Below are 18099 nucleotides of genomic sequence, written 5' to 3' on the forward strand. Positions count from 1 at the left end.
CTGACTTCTTCTTCAATACAAAATTGACGATTTCCAGAAGGCTTGTGTGTAAACGGTAGCAGGGATTCGGAGTCTTACTGCATCTGCATTCTGATCATACCACGCTTGTTTGTAATCGACTTATACCTTCCTGCACAGGATGACGCTAGCTCAACAAGCGATTAAACTATGGATAATATCAAGCAATTAATTGTTGCTTTTAGCACCAATTACATAAATTTAATTTCATTGTTAAAGCTAAAATCTTATCCTGCTATATAAAATACCAATTATGTCAGTGTATCAAGTAAGCTCTGGGGAGACCACCGATTTGATTATTGGTATTCACAACCAAGAAAACCTCGAATTACAAGCAAATTCTGCTCCTGTGGGCGCTCTTGCCACAAGAAAAGGAAATTTTTCTACGTTTCTTGCTCCCCTGACTCAGGATACTTTTAAACAAGTCGTTAAGGATGTTGAGCATAAATTACAGATTGTCCATCAAACCCTATCAATGCTGGATTCTCAGGGGTTTGAAACTCTTCTGCAAGAAATGTTGCATTCGATTACCTTGAAAACCGGGGAATTACTGGGGGCAGACCGGACGACCATATTTTTATTGGATGAAGAAAAACAAGAACTCTGGTCAATTCTGGCTGAGGGGGAGGGCGATCGCTCTTTAGAAATTCGCATCCCCGCCAATAAAGGCATTGCTGGGGAAGTCGCCACCTTCAAGGAAGTTATCAATATTCCCTTTGATTTTTATAGTGATCCGCGATCGCATTTTGCCCAAGAACAAGAAAAAAGAACTGGCTATCGCACCTACACCATGTTGGCTTTGCCATTGTTGAATGAACATGGAAAGTTAGTTGCGGTGGTGCAATTACTAAATAAATTAAAATCTGTTAATAATTCCGATGCTCCACTTGCAGAGCGCATTGATACCAAAGGTTTTATCTATGCTGACGAGCAATTATTTCAAGAATTTGCGCCTTCGATTCGTCTGATTTTAGAATCCTCGCGCTCTTTTTATATCGCCACTCAAAAACAAAGAGCAGTGGCGGCGCTGATGAAGGCGATCAAGTCCCTCTCTCAAAGCAGTCTTGACTTAGAAGACACCTTAAAGCGAGTGATGGATGAAGCCAAGGAACTGATGAATGCCGATCGCAGTACACTATGGTTAATAGACCGCGATCGCGATGAATTGTGGACGAAAATCACCCAGGACGATGGTTCAACTAAAGAGTTGCGAGTCCCCGTAGGTAAAGGCTTTGCTGGTCTAGTAGCGGTTTCTGGCAAGAAACTGAATATTGCCTTTGACTTGTATGACCATTCTGACTCGGAGACAGCCAAAGAACTCGACCAGCAAAATGGCTATCGCACCTGTAGCTTATTTTGTATGCCAGTTTTTAACGGCGATGAACAACTAATTGGCGTTACCCAGCTTGTAAATAAAAAAAAGTCTGGTGATTTTCCACCTTATAATCCAGCTGATTGGCCGAAAGCCCCCGACTGCTTCCAAGCTAGCTTTGATCGCAACGATGAAGAGTTCATGGAAGCTTTTAATATTCAAGCCGGAGTCGCGCTGCAAAATGCCCAATTGTTTGCCACAGTCAAGCAACAAGAACAAATGCAACGGGATATTCTGCGTAGTCTTTCCAATGGAGTGGTTTCTACTGATAAAACTGGATTAATTATCGCCGCCAATGAAAGTGCCAAGCGTTTGCTAGGACTGGAGCCAGAAGACCGTTTAGAAGGTAAATTAGTTACTGATGCGATCGCCATAAAAGAAGGTGACTTTAGCAAGTGGTATCAGGATGCTTTACACGCAATTGACTTAAAAGGCCGCCAGCAATATTACCCCGATCGCACACTCATAAGTACTAGCATAAAACCGCACAGTATTAATTTATCGATTAACACAATTGCCGATGCTAGCGACCACGAGCAAATCCGTGGGGCGCTGGTGGTGATGGAAGATATCAGTGATGAAAAGCGGCTCAAGAGTACGATGTACCGCTACATGACCCAGGAATTAGCCGAAGAATTGCTGAAATTGGATGATGCTAAACTAGGAGGCGATCGTAAAGAAGTTTCGATTCTATTTTCCGATATTCGCGGCTACACCACTTTAACCGAAAGCTTGGAAGCAGAAGAAGTGGTGAGTATGCTGAATGAATATTTTGAATCAATGGTGGAGGCAGTTTTTAAACATAAAGGTACCCTTGACAAATACATCGGTGACGCCATCATGGCTGTATTTGGTTCTCCCCTACCTTTGAAAGAACACGCTTGGATGGCAGTGCAAACAGCCTTAGAAATGCGCGTTCGCCTGCACGAATTTAATCTCCGTCGCCACGCAGTTAATAAGCCCAAAATCAAGATCGGCATTGGCATCAATTCTGATACCGTCATTAGTGGGAATATTGGCTCTAGCAAGCGAATGGAATTTACCGCCATTGGCGATGGCGTTAATCTTGGCTCCCGATTAGAAAGTGTCAGTAAACAGTATGGTTGCGACATTATTATTAGCCATAACACTTTTAAACCATGCCAAGATTATATTTGGGCTAGGGAACTAGATTACATTCGTGTCAAGGGCAGAAATGAGCCAGTAGCCATATATGAATTACTGGGTTTGCGTTCCAATCCGATTGAAAGTGAAAAATTGCAAGTGATTGAGCACTATCAGAAAGGGCGCGAGTATTACCTCAAGCGGGAGTTTTATCTTGCAAGAGCTGAGTTTGCTAATGTTTTGGCAGCAGACAATCAGGACAAAGCTGCTATGTTGCATCTGTTGCGTTGTCAGCATTGGTTACAATCACCCCCAACAGAATCAGATTGGGATGAAGGAGTCTGGACATTTCTGGAAAAATAAGTGATATCATGTCCGGGTAATTAGTTGTGATTCCCATAGTCATTGCACCCCACACGCCAGATGCTCCACTTGGGGAGACCCCTCTGAGCGCACTGGCTCCCCTTAATCCCCTCCCCGCTCTTCGGGAGGGGAGACAAAACGCAGCTTTGGCGGGGTGGGGTTTTTAGGGTTTAATAAGTAATGAAGTGAACATGATATGAGTTCGGGACTCGGAGTTTGGTGTTCCGATCAAAAGTATTAGGCGAATATAATTCAATACGCTTGGGTTAAGGAGAATCGGAGTTTTTACTTGTTAACAATTCATGTGCTAATAATCTATCAGCAGCATATTTAATCACATCAAATGATATTCCCGACCTTTCTGCAATATCGAGCAGAGTATGCTGACCATCAGATAAATTTAAAACCCACAAAGTTGCCATTTGATTTAGCCTACTATCTTGATCGCCATTGTCTGCCTGATATAGACCTCTTCTCCCCAACTGTGGCTCACATTTGGGATTTTTGTTGTAGTAAATGTGATTATTATTGAGTAGATGTAAAATAGAACGACATTGAAAGAATGACTCGGCAAGATATTGGGGTTGAACAAAATTTAAATCATCGGCTGAGGTGTGATATTCGGGAAAACATTCATGAGGCGATCGCATCAAGCAACCTACAGCTAAATTAAATCCAGGTGAGCAATATTGTCGCTCATCATAGCCATAGGGGAAGAAATCTTTAATTTTATAATCCTGTTTTGAGTTTCTCAGTACATAAGCAGCAATTTTATCAATTTCAGTGTCACCTCTACGGCTTTTTTTGTAAGTAAAGTTGCCTGAATCTCCTAGACAAGTTAACACCAAGCCATGTTTAATATTATTGACTTTAGCCTCATTGAGAGCCAGCCATGTAATTGAGCCAATGGTTCCTGGAATCCAGAGAAATCGATAGGAATATCTTGGTGTCGTTTGACTTAAATATTTAGCGATAAAAGTAGCGATCGCAATTCCCGAAAGATTATCATTACACAGTGAAGGATGGCAGGCGTGGCAAGAAATTAAGACTTCATCAGTACTGTCTCCTGGAATATAATACTCACCATAGCTCAGATGACCTGGTTCGAGGGAAGAATCAATAAATACTTCATATTCTTGATCATTTAGTTCCAAATATTGATTTTGACTCACGCAAAAACCCCAAGTCTCTTTATAATATGAAGTGCGATAGGGAATCCAGTCAGGAGACTCAGGCACTGTAAATAGATGCGCTTTTAGTTCTGGAAGAGATAGCTTTTGATGTACTGGAATACTATAATTAACAACGTGTAGATTCGAGTTAGCAAAATCTACAATTTTCTTACCTTGGGAGTTTTTGATGTAGGCATCTTTAATATTCCATTCTTTGGGAACTTTCCAATCAAAAACTTGAGTGTCAGTTGGAACTTCATGAACCGATAAAGGAATATACTCACTAATAATCTTGAGGGTGTTTCTAACGCCATTACCTGTAATACTACGACAAATAGGATATAGCTGATCAACTAATTGATAAAGTTCCTGAGCAATTTGCTCTGAGGGTGTTTTTATACTACTAAGATTCATATATTTTCAGCTATTTTGAATTTTAAGGAAGTAGAGGTTTTCTAAATGGGCGGATGCTGATATCAGTAACTTCAGCAGTAGGAGGCAAGCTAAGGGCATTGATGACTACACTTGCCACATCTTCTGGTTGTATTAGGCGTTCTGGGTGATAAATTTTACCCTCCATCTCGTGAATTTTTGCTTGCAGAGGAGTTGCAGTACGCCCAAGAAACACACTAATAACACGTACTTGGTCAGTATTAACTTCTTCTCTAAGACTATCAGCGATCGCTTTTAGGGCGTGTTTGGTTGCTGCATAATGTCCTGCATTAGCACTTGCCCTCAAGCCCACAGATGAGTTGATAAACACAATTTGACCATGCCGGATTTTGAGCATGGGTAGCAAAGCTTGAGTCAGTAAGTAAGGAGCGCGAACATTAATCCGATACTGTTGGTCGAATTCTGCAACGGGGGTAGTTGCAATCGCACCCATTGAGAAAATACCAGCGTTGTGAATCAGGATATCAACTTGCCCAAAATCTTGTTGAATAGAGACTATGAGTTTCTGAATGTCTTCATCCAATGCCAGATCAACCTGATAGCTTTTGGATCTAGGTGAAGTTTCCTGAATAGTCTGAGCGATCGCTAAGAGTGTTTCTAAACGACGCCCCACTAAACATACTACAGCACCTTGCGCCGCCATTTCCAAAGCGATCGCTTTACCAATACCGCTATTCGCTCCTGTCACCACAACAATTTGGTTAGTGAATTGACTGATCATTTTATTTTTTAGAAAAATATTTTTCGACAGTAAAATGCCTCAGCATATTTACTCGGTGAATTTGATTCAATCCCGCGAATTCGGAGAATAGAACGAAAAGTATCTTCTGTAAACCACTGCTTATTATTTTGGGTGGCAAACGCATCCAAAATGTATTGAATTTTTCGGCGGCAAAGTGCCTCATCTAAATGGACAAAGAAATTAGGAATACCCAAATCACCATCGTATTTTGGGATCTCATATTCCAAAATTAAATGATTTCTGAAGGTATTCCAAGTCAACTCAGAAATTAAGCGGTGATCTTGGTGGCGATCGTCTCGGTGGTGAGTAAAGATTATATCTGGTGAAAATTCCTGCTTCAACTGTTCAAAGCATTCCTTCACCTCTATCCCTTGGAAAGGTAAAAAGCCATCTCGAAAATTTTTAATGATAATTTTCTTGGTCTGGATTTCTTTTAAGAAAAGATTGGCACTTGCTGTTGCTTCCTGTGCTCTTTGCTCGTTGGAACTAAAAACAACCCAATCGATGACAACATGCTGGTAATTCTGTATCAGCTTTAAGATTGTGCCTCCACAACCAATCTCGATATCATCGCAATGAGAACCTAGACAAAGGATTTTGTACTCAGATTCTTCTGTCTTGTTTAAGCTAAGTTGGATCATATATGCCTTACTTCTAGTTGTTTATCTCCCCATACTTCCCAAGGTCTTTCCCCTTGAGCATACATATCATCCAACTGTTGCTTCTCTTTAAACGTATCCATTACCCCGAAAAAGCCAGTATATTTATACGCAAAAAGTTCTTCTTTGGCAATCAGTCGTTGAAAAGGCTCAAAAACAAGTTCTTCACCATAATTAATATAGTTAAAAATCTCTTTTTTAAAGATAAAATATCCTCCATTAATCCAAATATCACGTTGCTTGACATCTTTTATATCCTTCACCAAACCATCCTCGTCCATATCAACTAGGTGAAAAGTTTGGCTTGGTCTGACACACAAAAAACTACCGATTTTATCACGCTGATAAAAATGCTGAATATACGCTGGTAGATGCAAATCTGTCAAACCATCACTGTAGTTACCTAAAAATACTTCTTCTCCTTCTAAATACTTTTCTACTGCCTTCAATCTTTGTCCAATATTGGCAGTTAACCCTGTATCTACAAATGTGATATTCCAATCTTGAATATCCCGATTAAATAACTGGATTTGGCTACCGTTGGAAAGGCTAAAATTATTAGAGAGCCATTCATTATAATTTAAAAAATAGCTTTTAATTAGGTCAGCCTTGTAACCAAGACATAAGATAAAATCTTTGTGTCCATAATGAGCATAGTATTTCATTACATGCCATAATATTGGTCTATAACCAATATTCACCATTGGCTTAGGAATAGTTTCTGAATAATCTCTCATTCTAGTTCCTAAACCACCACAGAATAAAACTACTTTCATGTAAATTCCTCTTTTTTGATGAGCAAAAAATATCAACCGCTTAAGAGTAGACATTAACTTCGGGAATTGGTACAATAAATTGACCTCCCCAATCACGAATATAAGCTATTTGTGTCATAATTTCAGTTTTCAAATTCCAGGGTAAAATTAGTACATAGTCAGGCTTTGTTTCGGCAATTTTGTCTGGATGAAAAATCGGAATATGAGTTCCTGGTAGAAATTTACCTTGTTTGTAAGGGTTACGGTCTACTGTATAATCAAGAAAATCTGTGCGGATACTACAATAGTTTAAGAGAGTATTTCCCTTACCTGGAGCGCCATAACCAACAATCGATTTTCCCTCTTGCTTAACTTTGATCAAGAAATCTAGTAACTTCCGTTTGGTTTCTTTGACTTGTTCCCCAAATGAAAAATAGTATTCTAATTGCGTAAAACCAGCCGCTTCTTCTCTATATTTAAGTTCTGATACTTGGTGGCGAACGGGTTTAGAATAATCTTCATTGTGGCGAGCATAAATTCTCAAAGAACCACCATGAGTAGTTAATTCTTCTACATCAAAAATTGTCAAACCGTGAGCAGCAAAAATCTTTTCTACGGTGAGAAATGAAAAATAAGAGAAATGCTCATGGTAAATAGTATCAAACTGATTTTCCTCGATTAACCGCATCAAGTGGGGAAATTCCATAGTAATTACACCATGTGGTTTCAGGATAATTTTCATTCCTTTCAGAAAATCATTAAGATACGGTGTGTGGGCAAGGACATTATTTCCTAGTAATAAATCTGCCTGTTTGCCCTTAGCAATCTGTTCTTGGGCTGTCTGCTGTCCAAAAAATTTGACAACTGTAGGAATACCTTTTTTAATTGCTACTTCAGCAATATTTGCGGCTGGCTCTATTCCCAGCACCGGGATACTTTTGGCAACAAAGTATTGCAGCAAGTAGCCATCATTACTAGCAATTTCTATTACCTGACTTTCCTGGGTTAATTGTAAACGCTCTACTACTAAATCAACGTAGTTCTTGGCATGTTGCAACCAGCTATCAGAGTAGGAAGAGAAATAAGCGTAGTCGCTAAAAATATTTTCCGGGCTAATGTATTCTTGAAGTTGAACTAAAAAACACTCCTCGCAAACATAGACATGCAGAGGATAAAAAGACTCCACTTGGTTGAGTTGTTTGAGACTGCGATAGCTTTCGCAGAGAGGAGACATACCTAAATCTACGAAGGTATGGTGCAACTCTGTCCCACAGAACAGACAGTTACCAGTGGTTGATTGATTATTTGTTGGTTTTGCTAAATTCATAATTTATATTTTTTGGCAAAAATCAGATTTCTAATTACAGCTATTTTCACGTAAATAGGCCACGCAGTAGGGAACATTGCTCACAAGTGTCAACTTAAGCAAAAAGGGCGGTTATAAACAGGCAAAACCCACCTCCGTGGGTTATTGGAATAGCACTAAGAAAAGCCCCCAATGAGCATTGCTGCGCCCCTACGAGAAATCTTACTCCCCTTCCCTACAAGCGAAGGCGTTGGAAGTTACGTTTGATATCATGTCCGCCAGATTACCCATAATAAAAGAACCCCACCCCCAGCCCCTCCCTGCAAGCGGGGAGGGGAGACAAAGCATAGCTTTGGCGGGGTGAGGTTCTTCGGGTTTAATAAGTAATCAAGCGGACATGATATGAGAGAAAGTCGCACAGGGAGCATCTCAATGAGTGCAAATATACCAGATGAGAAACAAGATTCTTGCTCCCTCTCCTTACCAAGGAGAGGGTTGGGGTGAGGTTTTACAAGGCTTTTTACACTCATTGAGATCCACACGGCGTTATATTATGCCGCGATCGCAATTTGTGGGAATTTTAATTCAGTAGCAATATTTTCTCCTAAAATAGCAAATGCCTACCTACTTACCAGTTTGGGTTGTCATGTCTGTACGATGTTCAGCAGAAAGATAACTCTCAGAAATTTCTATACCCTGGCGCATGGATGACACCAGAATCCCAGATGATAAGTCATGAACTGTCTGTCTGTAAAAATGTATCCGGTAAGGTCAACCCCTGAGGATACACCGAAATCGCCTCTTTAATTTGGTTTTGAGCTTGGTAAACTTGACTCAAGCGGTTGTAGATTTCCCAGTTTTGAGGATTGAGTTTTAAGGCTTGGTGATAGGATGCGTAGTTTACGGCCGCAGGCATCGCTTCTTCTAGCTGCTCTTGTTCTTGCAGAATGCTCCCTAAGTTATAATACAACTCTGACAAGTCTGGCTCAAGAGCGATCGCTTGTTGATAATAGCCCAAGACTTTTTGGATATAACCTGGTTTCTGAAGGGGAGTTGTTTCTTCCTGTGTTAACCAACTGAATAACTTTGCGATCGCTTTCGGGTTATGATCTATTTTTAGAGCCTCTTCTAACACTTGCCAAGCTCCCGTCAGATTCCCAGCCTCTAGAGGAATTAGGGCTAATTTTAGACAATAAAGAAAATAATAACTCCGGCATTCGGTCGTAATCTGTGCCGAGTCTTCAATAGGAAAATAACTCTCTGATATTTCAATTGCCCTACGGATGGATATCGTCTGCTTCCCAGTCAGCAAAAGCTCGCTAGTTATGTTATTAGCATGTTGGCGGTAACAAGCTAAAATTTCTGGTTCGTACCACCAATCATAAAAAACAGCAATGCGTTTATAAAGTTCCCAGTCAGTTGTATAGGTCAATTCGGGATGATATACCCCCAATTGTTGGTGCGCCTCTCGACGAATCACCACCGCAGGCATATTCAATAAGTTACTAACTCCAATGCGTTGCAGCCAATTTTTAGCAATCCCTCGCTGCTCTCCATAGACTTGTTTGCGGAAAATTACTTCCCCTTTCTCGTTAATATTTTGATAACCCGTAAAAGCTGCTCCCACAGAATCCGAACACCCTTCTAAACCCTCTTGCAGCCGGGAATAAAAACCTGGAAGAGTATAATCATCGTCATGAAGTAAATGAACCCACCAACCGCGAGTTAGGGCAATTCCCGCATTCCAATTTCCTGGCACACCGAGGTTTTGCGGATTGCGGTAGTAGTGGATTATTCCTTGTCCAATACTATTCACCAGTTGAAATACTGGCGTTATACTAGCATTGTCCATAACGATGATTTCCATCTGCTCTTCTCCCTGCCATTGTGCCAAGACACTGACAAGGCATTCGAGTAGATAATCTATCCGGTTATATACAGTTACCACCACACTCCAGAAAGGACGATTGATTGTATGATCTACTACGGGCTGGATAGCCGGAAAACTGTATTTCCCTACAATTACCTCCCCTTGGGGAATTGGGGGTGTAACTGGTACTTGTTGAAGAATTTCAGCATCCTCGTCAGATGCTAATGCTTTGGCATAGTGGGGATTAATCAGCTTTAACGCTTGTCGATAAGCAGAAACTGCTTTTTGGAATTGCTTCTGCTGTTGGTAAATTTTGCCTAAGTTCAGGTAAACTTGTCCATAGGTGGGATTAAGTTGCAAGAGTTTTTGATAAAAGGCGATCGCTTCTTCTAACTCCCCTTGGGATTGCAGCGCCAGTCCCAAGTTATAATAAGCTTCTAGCAAATCTGGCTGTAGTGCGATCGCTTGTTTGTGATAAATAACAGCAGTTTTTAAATCCCCTGCTTTTTCCCGGGCAACACCCAATTTATGATTTAATTGTGCATAGTACAATTGTTGTTCGCTGGCGAGCTTACCTTGAGCGTGCAGCGCATTACCCAAATTCGCCTCTGCTTCTATAAAGTCTGGCTTTAACTCTAGAGCTTTTTGATAGTAGTTAATTGCTTCGTCAAATAATCCTTGTTGTTGCAGAGCGTAGCCCAAATTGTTGTAAATTGGCAGTGAGTCAGGTACTATGAGTAGAGCTTGACGGTAAGCTTTCTCTGCTTCGGAAAAGTGTTCCTGAACTAAACGCAAATTACCTAAACTGAACCAAGTCTTAACAGAATCAGGTTTAATTTGCGAAGCCGTACTTAGCCACTGTTCAGCAATTTGGGGTTGCCCCATCTGCTGCGCCAATATCCCTAAACTATATAAAGCTTCCAGGTGGTCAGATTGTTTTTCCAGAACTTGACTATATAACAGTTCAGCCTCTACTAAACGATTGGCTCGTTGATGTTGAACTGCTAATTGGAAGATTTCAGTCACTTCTGTTTTGTCTAGCGATTCAGGTTCATCCCCTTGACTTGACTGATGCTTCTGCACCGCGATTTTAATCAGAGATTTTACTTGAGATTCAGAAATATTAGTAGTATTCATGGCTATCTATAGGACTCGTATTTGATTTTTGAAAAAACTCAGTACACTTCTACCCCCTTGTTTCCTGTTCCCTATTCCCAGTTAAGAGTTCGCTGCCTACGCAAGTAATTTCAGGAATCAAATCGGATTGCTATATATTAATTATTAAGTTGATATCAGCTTGTTACGGGTTAGTATAGCCTTAGAGGATGGCTGATAAGTATAAAATATTTCGCCTGTTTCCCCCTCTTAAAAAGCAGGGTAGTTTCATCCGATGGGAGAAAAATAAATGTGTCAGCCCTAAATTTCCAACGGAAAGGAGAGAATTTAAAGCCTCTCTCCTTACAGGAGAGAAGAATGGAAGTTAAGTTTTCCAGATAAGAGTGAAAAGTCAGGCAATTATTCGGGATAAGAGTAGTTTTTCTGGAGAGCAATTAGCCTTAAGTAAATGCTATTGATTGAGAGTTAATGTGACTGGCAGTCACACCTGAAATTAATATTGTTTCTTGATTAAATAAAGAATCTAATTTGATCACAGCACCATCTTTGCTATTTGTTATATTTATACCACCTAGCTTAAGACTACTATTAGTATAATCCCAGCCATCTAATACAATCTTATCAAAACCAACTTGGAAATCTTTAATGATATCAAAGTCATTTCTTAAGTGGGTATCGGCTTTTTTGAAAATAAATGTGTCTTTACCACCGCCACCAACCAAGACATCATTACCACTACCACCAATCAGGACATCATTACCCAAACGGCCATAGAGTGTATCATTGCCATCACCACCATCTAGCCTATCATTACCTTGGCCTGCGTCGAGGATATCATTACCTTTTTTTCCATATAGCTGATCATTCCCCAAGCTGGCATAAAGTTTATCCGCACCGTTAGTTCCGGTTAATTTATCGTTCCAAATCGTGCCATAGATAACATCTTTACCTAAGTTGCCAATTAAAGTATCTCCTGCCAATTCAACGGTACTAGTATTAATTTCAACTACAGCTATGTTGCTATTGCGAGTAAAATTCCGATGATAAGTCCCAACAGCACTATCATTGAGGAAGTCACTACCATTGTTGCTATTAATCTCAGAAATTTTATTCCGAAGGTTAATCGTAACATTGCGACTATTACCAAGGGTCAGATCGGCGATTTGATTAGAGGAGATTAAATTACCCTGGATACCAAAATAATCTAAAACTATGGGCTTATTGGGATTTGTAGTATCTAACACCAAAAAAGCGGTTTTAGACACAGCTTTGTTATATTCAACTTTGGAATTTTCAATTTCTTTAGCTTTCAGCGCTAAATTTGCTGAAAAATCAAAAGAGAAGTTTTGATTAGCGTCAACCCTAAAATTAGCAAGTACTTTTGTTTTGCTTTCGGAACTACCTGTAAACTGACCATTTAATCCAATGACACTAGTATCATTGAAGAGTTTTGAAAAAGTTGTGTCAGCCTTAAAAAAACTCGCTTTAGCCTCAGCAATAGCAACACCCAAGCCACCTTTAACTAATGTCTTCGTCTGGGCATCAGTCAAAGTTCCTGAAGGACTTTGACTATAGTTGGAGAAAACAGTATTCTCTTGAGCGGTAACAAAATTGGGTTTTGGTTTTGGTTTGGGTTTGGGATTTAAATTGGAATTGGAATTGGAACTGAAATTGTAATTGTAATTGTAATTGAAATTTGAAATGGGATCGAGATTAAATTTGACTGTGGAAATAATTAAGTCTGAAACTGTAGCTAGTGATGACATGAAAACCTCTGTTGAGCTTATTAACTACTCAAAGAAAATATGGGCAGTCCAACTGCAACCACACGACAAAGTTTAGCGTATTGGCAGGGTTTACAGAAAACCCACAAGTGTTTTGTGCCTTCAGGTATTATTGATTTTCAATAGCTCTGATTTAACAAAACAGAATCAAGGCGTCAGAAGCTAGAATTGAATTGAATGAAAATAGCTAACTTAAAAATCAGGACTTGGAAAACCTCAAAAGAAACTTCCCAACAAGTCGGAAAAACTCAGTACGGAGGTCGAATCAATCGAGATTACAGAACCACTTGCAGAAGCAGAGTTTTGATAAGATTTAAATTTAGTATTTCCAATCACTATATTACCATTACCTGTCGTTGCTAGGTTAGCTGTAGCATTATCACCCCATGCCTCAGATAATCCTGTGCCATTTGATGTGTAATCATCTGTTGACCAAGCTTTGGAAGAACTATTTGCACTAGCAAAAGGGTAACTATCTGACCCGAAAGCGAATGCCCCAGATATCACATTCACTCCAGCAGAACCTAAAATCAATTCGTCTTTTGAAACATTCTGTAAATATGGTAAATCAGCTATTTGCATACTTCCATTTTCTACAGCTTTTTTCAAATCCTCAACTTTCTTGCTCAGGAGTTGGCTGTGAAGAGTTTCGTCTTTGACTATTCTGATGAAGAAATCTTTAACTTTCTTAAAAATTGCTAAGAACATATTTTTTACTGTCTCCTGGAATATTAGTACTTGTGATGTAAAAGTCAAGCAGTATTTACAATTTCTAGGGTAGGCGCGACTTCTGCTGGTGTTGCTCCAACCACAACCCCTAGAATATCATTCCCCTTGCCAAAGTCCGCATAAATAATAGTGTCAAGTGCGCTATAAAAGCTGGCTTGTCCCAGTTTATAATTGAGTCCCTTCTGTAACTGAATGCGATCAACCGTCGGATCGAAGTCTCGTTTCAGCACCCCATTACTTTCCACACCAATCACAGCCGCATCAAAGAGAGTGAAACCCTTACCGACAGTAGAACCACCGAGGTAGTAGAATTGTCCATTACCTCCGAGTACAAACAGGTCTGCCCCAGCCCCTCCGGTCAAGAGATCGGTTTCCCCAAAGCCTAGTGACTTTCCTCCGAAACTTTCCTTGCTGCCCCGACCCACACCGACGAGGACATCATTACCAGCACCACCGATGAGAACATCATCACCGCCGCCCCCTTGGAGGGTGTCATTGCCGATGTTGCCATTTAGAGTATCGTTTCCAAGATCGCCGAACAGAAGGTCATTTCCGAAACCGCCATCGAGGTTGTCGTCGCCAGTGCCCCCTTCCAGATGATCATCCCCAATATAGCCACTGAGGGTGTCATTGCCAGCATCTCCGTAGAGGAAATCCTTTTGGCCTAGCGCGAATATTTGATCATTCCCGTCACCCCCATAAATCGTATCCATTCCTCCCCCTGTAAAGGCATTACCACTGGCTCCTTGGATGAAGTCATTGCCACTTCCCCCATAAATGAGATTATTGCCACTGATATCGAAGATGCGATCATTACCGGCTCCGCCTAATAAGGTGTCGTTACCCAGTCCGCCTTGAATATAGTCATCGCCATTACCGCCATCTACTCTGTCGTTGCCATCACCACCATCGAGGAAGTCATTGCCGGCACCACCCAGAAGCGTATCATTGCCGTCACCCCCAAAAAGCTGATCGTTACCATCACCACCATTTAATAAATCGTTACCCTGGTTGCCCTGAAGGAAATCATCTCCCCCTAACCCCAATAGAGTATCATTACCGAAATTTGCAAATAATTGATCGCTTGCAGCAGTCCCTGTAATTAAGTCATTACCGCTGGTTCCTAGATTAAAAGCCAGATTAAAAGCCACAAATTTTCTTTCCTTAATTTGAAAGTTTAAGTTTAGATTGATCGGAGTTGGATATCAGGTAAAACGACCCGTTTAACCACAAATTTTTAGTTGTTAGTTGTGCTAGGGTTGGTAAATCTATCCTAATTTGATGTTGGCTTCTTGGTGTTGGGGATTAAACTCCAAAGCTTTTTGATAGCAAGCGATCGCTTCTTCTTCTTTTCCTTGTTCTTGCAGTACCACCCCCAAGTTATAATGAGCTTCAACTAAATCAGGCTGTAGTGCGATCGCAGCTCGATAGTAAACAACAGCAGTTTGCCAATCACCTGCTTGTTGGCGGGCAATGCCCAGCTTATAATTCAATTCAGCATAATAGGGTTGTTTCTCTGTTGAGAGCTGCCCTTGGGCAAAAAGCGCATTCCCTAAATTGACTTCCGCTTCTATGCAGTTTTGCTGAAATTCCAGAGCTTTTTGATAGGATACGATCGCTTCTGACCACTTACCTTGTTGTTCCAAGGTGTAGCCCAAATTATTGTAAATTGTCCCTGCATCTGGTCGCAAAGCAATAGCTTTTTTGTAAGCTTCTTCAGCTTCTTGTAACTGTCCTTGTCCTTGATGCAAATTGCCTAAACTAAACCAAATTTTCACCGAGTTAGGCTGAAGTTGCGAAGCTGTATTCAAATACTTCTGTGCTTCCTGTAACGCACCTTTCTGCTGTGCCAGCATCCCTAAACCATATAATGCTTCTGAATAGTCTGATTGTTTTTCGATCACCTGAAGATATAGCTGTTCAGCTTCGTTTAGGCGATTAGTTCGATGATGTTGAACTGCAAGTTTAAATAATTCAGAAACATCTTTGGTGTCAAATTGTCTTGGTTTATTAACCAGCTGCAAAATAAAATCTTCCAGCGCTCTGACTGGTTTTAAATCGCCATATAATTTGTGCTTATTTTCTGCCACTTGCTGGGAGATATATTGCCGATATTCAGCATCTTTCCCCAGACGGATGGCGATTTGTACGTATTCTGCTTTATTTGAGGCGATCGTCTCTTCTATACCCATCATCTGCAAAATTGCCAAAGAATGCCGTCCCCGCATCAGTTCTCCTGGTAAAGTGACAACGGGAATATTATGGGCAATAGATTCTAAAGTAGAGTTACATCCAGACCAACCAATGCTATCCAAAAAAACATCAGCTAAGGCTGTAGTCCCAGCAAACTTTCTGGTATTCATGTGAGACAAAAATAAACAGTACTTTTGATAATCCAACCCAAAGGCTGCAAAAGCATGGTTTAAGCGCTGGCGAAATATTTCTGTAATGTCTTCACTTTCGTGTTTAATAAACACAAATTTAGAATTTTCTAACCCCTTGGCAATGGCGGCAAAAACATCATCATGATTGGGCAAATATTTATATAATGACTGGCAACACCAGAAGAAAATTTCATCCTCTTTTAAACCTATATCTGATTTCTTAATTACTTCAGGTTCAATTGCTAAGGGTGTGTAATGAATAGATAGATTGGGTAATCTAACTAACTTTTCTGTATAATGTTCTTGAGCATTTTCTGGTTCCATTAAGTCACTGCTCAAGTAATAGTCAATTGTCGGTAGTCCACTGGTATCAGGGTGTCCCCAAGATGTCATTTGAATTGGCGCTAATCTCAGACAACCCAGTTTGACTGTCATTGGGTCCATCCCAAATTCAGGGATAATCAGGATATGTAATTTATCTTCTGTGATTACCTTACACCATTGTTCAAGTGAGGGAACACCTTGAACAAATTTATCAAAAGTCTTGGTGGCACTGATTGTTGAATCATCTTTTTTGACCCCAGTATGATAACCAAATAATTCAAACTCACTTCGATCCAGATTTTCTACCCAACCTTTAAGCGGGATTTTCCAATTAGAATGATGACAGAAAAACCCCGAGACGATACCAATACGAACCTTTTGATTTTTATCTAAATTTGGGATAACAAGCGGCTGGACACTTTGGGGATAGCGAGTTGACATAATCTGGTAAATCATTTCCCCATAAGTTCGCTGTAAATCTCGGTCATTTAAGCCTTGATATGTCAAATAAAAGGGCTGTAATGCTCCCACCAACTCAGCTGCTTTTGCCCGTTCTTCCTGATTAGTTAATTCATAATCTTTCGCTAAATTTTGTAAATGCTGTTGATACTGATTTCGTCTAAATTCAATTTCATCAACACTGGAATAGATAATTGGCAGTTGACTGATACAAATACCCAATTTAGCAGGAGCATAGCTTGGCGTAACTTTGAGAGCTTGTTCAAATGCCTGTACTGCTGCTTCTATTTTGTTATTATCTCTAAGTAGTGTTCCTAAGTTGTAATAGATATAATCAACATCAGGTTTAATTCTGATAGCTTCTTGATAGGATTCTCTGGCGGCATCAAATCTATTTAATGCCTTCAGAGCATTTGCCAAGTTGTTATGGGTGATTACCCAATTAGGTTGAATATTTAATGTTTTTTTGTAAGCGTCTATTGCTTCCTCAAATTTTCCTTTTTCCTGGAAATAATAGCCTAAGTTGTGATAGGCGTAAGGATAGTCTGGTTTAATTTTTATTGCTTGTTGGTAAGACTTAAGGGCATCATTGAATCGCCCTTGTTTTTGGAGTACTTCTCCTAAATTATTATGAGCTTGTACCAAATCTGGCTGCAATGCAATAGCTTGGCGATAATATAATTCTGCAATCTTGAAATCCTCTACTTGTTGCCTACTTAAAGCAAACTGCTGATTTAAGTCTGCATAGTGGGCTTGTTCTTCTGGTGGTAGCCTTCCTTGAAGATGGAGAGCATTACCCAGATTCATTTGCACTTCTATGCAGTCGGGTAGAATGTTTAGTGCTTTTTCATAGTAGGCGATCGCTTCTTCTAGTTTACCCTGTTGTTGTAGACTAAACCCCAAGCTGTTGTGTATTCCGGCTGCTTCTGGCTGTAATTCCAAAGCTGCTTGGAAAAATTGCTCTGAATTTTGATATTCTCCCCGCTGCTGCGCCAGCATACCTAAGGCATATAGTGCATCTGGTTGCTGGGGATTTACGTCTATAATTTGACGATAAACCTCTTCAGCTTGAGTGAAGCGCTTGGCTCGGTGATGTTGAACAGCGAGTTGGAGAACCTCAGAAATTGTAGTCATAACTTAATACAAGTATTTTTACTTCATTTGTCTTTTGTTCTTATATCTGCAAGTGACTCAAGTTTCTGAAATTTATAACTTAATTAATTTGGTTAAAATCGACTGAGATACTGATTTTAAGTCTGTTAAAACTGAAAGCTTGCACCATTCTCAACAACCATTGGTAAGGTGCAAAATAAGGGCTTCAGCAAATGGTAGGCAGTGTCCACCCTACTTTAATAGCAATAAAGAATACTAACCCAGAATTTTAATTCAGGGCGGGCAAACAGCACATAACTGTAGCCTGGGTTGAGGACTAAATATTGTAAAAATTTATTGAGTAAACAGTTATTTGAGATCAAATGATGTAGTTTAG

The 18099-nt window shown here is 40.1% G+C and carries 12 protein-coding genes; 2 read left to right on the forward strand and 10 right to left on the reverse strand.

What is annotated here, in order from left to right; genetic code table 11:
• Positions 1-271 precede the first annotated feature (271 nt).
• Positions 272-2857: a GAF domain-containing protein gene (locus tag V7K36_RS20180; protein ID WP_335118620.1), complete on the forward strand. Its 2586-nt coding sequence runs from the start codon at positions 272-274 to the stop codon at positions 2855-2857.
• 266 nt (positions 2858-3123) lie between these two features.
• Here V7K36_RS20180 and V7K36_RS20185 read toward each other — a convergent pair whose 3' ends face one another.
• Genes V7K36_RS20185 through V7K36_RS20205 form a run of 5 tightly spaced genes read right to left on the reverse strand, consistent with a single transcriptional unit; the run spans position 3124 to position 7965 of the window.
• Complete coding sequence (locus V7K36_RS20185) at positions 3124-4443, reverse strand: DUF4910 domain-containing protein (protein ID WP_335118622.1); 1320 nt, start codon at positions 4441-4443, stop codon at positions 3124-3126.
• A gap of 22 nt (positions 4444-4465) precedes the next feature.
• Entirely contained in the window at positions 4466-5203 is a 738-nt protein-coding gene (locus V7K36_RS20190) for an SDR family oxidoreductase (protein ID WP_335118624.1), read from the reverse strand.
• Between the two features lie 8 nt (positions 5204-5211).
• On the reverse strand, positions 5212-5865 hold the full coding sequence (locus V7K36_RS20195) for a PIG-L deacetylase family protein (RefSeq protein WP_335118626.1): 654 nt from the start codon (positions 5863-5865) through the stop codon (positions 5212-5214).
• Positions 5862-6659, reverse strand: coding sequence for a sugar phosphate nucleotidyltransferase (locus tag V7K36_RS20200; RefSeq protein WP_335118628.1), 798 nt, complete (start codon positions 6657-6659; stop codon positions 5862-5864). Before V7K36_RS20200 ends, V7K36_RS20195 begins: the two co-directional genes overlap by 4 nt.
• Positions 6660-6699: 40 nt before the next feature.
• A complete protein-coding gene (locus V7K36_RS20205; RefSeq protein ID WP_335118630.1) occupies positions 6700-7965 on the reverse strand; it encodes a class I SAM-dependent methyltransferase in 1266 nt (421 codons plus the stop codon).
• A 430-nt stretch (positions 7966-8395) separates the two neighbouring features.
• On the opposite strand from V7K36_RS20205, the gene V7K36_RS20210 reads away from it, so the two are divergent.
• Positions 8396-8536, forward strand: coding sequence for a hypothetical protein (locus V7K36_RS20210; RefSeq protein WP_335118632.1), 141 nt, complete (start codon positions 8396-8398; stop codon positions 8534-8536).
• Positions 8537-8677: 141 nt separating this feature from the next.
• Here the strand turns inward: V7K36_RS20210 and V7K36_RS20215 are convergent, their stop codons facing one another.
• The 5 genes from V7K36_RS20215 to V7K36_RS20235 form a co-directional block, all read right to left on the reverse strand.
• Positions 8678-10951, reverse strand: a complete 2274-nt coding sequence (locus V7K36_RS20215; RefSeq protein WP_335118634.1) for a tetratricopeptide repeat protein — start codon at positions 10949-10951, stop codon at positions 8678-8680.
• 419 nt (positions 10952-11370) lie between these two features.
• Positions 11371-12696, reverse strand: a complete 1326-nt coding sequence (locus tag V7K36_RS20220) for a calcium-binding protein (RefSeq protein ID WP_335118636.1) — start codon at positions 12694-12696, stop codon at positions 11371-11373.
• Between the two features lie 234 nt (positions 12697-12930).
• Positions 12931-13422, reverse strand: coding sequence for a hypothetical protein (locus tag V7K36_RS20225; protein WP_335118638.1), 492 nt, complete (start codon positions 13420-13422; stop codon positions 12931-12933).
• A 44-nt stretch (positions 13423-13466) separates the two neighbouring features.
• Positions 13467-14594, reverse strand: coding sequence for a calcium-binding protein (locus V7K36_RS20230; RefSeq protein WP_335118640.1), 1128 nt, complete (start codon positions 14592-14594; stop codon positions 13467-13469).
• Positions 14595-14711: 117 nt separating this feature from the next.
• A complete protein-coding gene (locus V7K36_RS20235; RefSeq protein WP_335118642.1) occupies positions 14712-17744 on the reverse strand; it encodes a tetratricopeptide repeat protein in 3033 nt (1010 codons plus the stop codon).
• Between the last annotated feature and the right edge of the window lie 355 nt (positions 17745-18099).

Origin of the sequence: Nostoc sp., assembly GCF_036919555.1 — a bacterium.
Taxonomy (GTDB): domain Bacteria; phylum Cyanobacteriota; class Cyanobacteriia; order Cyanobacteriales; family Nostocaceae; genus Nostoc.

Bases quoted from the DNA above. Each gene is read 5' to 3' on its own strand.
- V7K36_RS20200 (WP_335118628.1), bottom strand. From the start codon at position 6,659: ATGAAAGTAGTTTTATTCTGTGGTGGTTTAGGAACTAGAATGAGAGAT.
- V7K36_RS20220 (WP_335118636.1), bottom strand. From the start codon at position 12,696: ATGTCATCACTAGCTACAGTTTCAGACTTAATTATTTCCACAGTCAAA.
- V7K36_RS20205 (WP_335118630.1), bottom strand. From the start codon at position 7,965: ATGAATTTAGCAAAACCAACAAATAATCAATCAACCACTGGTAACTGT.
- V7K36_RS20180 (WP_335118620.1), top strand. From the start codon at position 272: ATGTCAGTGTATCAAGTAAGCTCTGGGGAGACCACCGATTTGATTATT.
- V7K36_RS20235 (WP_335118642.1), bottom strand. From the start codon at position 17,744: ATGACTACAATTTCTGAGGTTCTCCAACTCGCTGTTCAACATCACCGA.
- V7K36_RS20190 (WP_335118624.1), bottom strand. From the start codon at position 5,203: ATGATCAGTCAATTCACTAACCAAATTGTTGTGGTGACAGGAGCGAAT.
- V7K36_RS20195 (WP_335118626.1), bottom strand. From the start codon at position 5,865: ATGATCCAACTTAGCTTAAACAAGACAGAAGAATCTGAGTACAAAATC.
- V7K36_RS20185 (WP_335118622.1), bottom strand. From the start codon at position 4,443: ATGAATCTTAGTAGTATAAAAACACCCTCAGAGCAAATTGCTCAGGAA.
- V7K36_RS20225 (WP_335118638.1), bottom strand. From the start codon at position 13,422: ATGTTCTTAGCAATTTTTAAGAAAGTTAAAGATTTCTTCATCAGAATA.
- V7K36_RS20210 (WP_335118632.1), top strand. From the start codon at position 8,396: ATGAGAAACAAGATTCTTGCTCCCTCTCCTTACCAAGGAGAGGGTTGG.
- V7K36_RS20215 (WP_335118634.1), bottom strand. From the start codon at position 10,951: ATGAATACTACTAATATTTCTGAATCTCAAGTAAAATCTCTGATTAAA.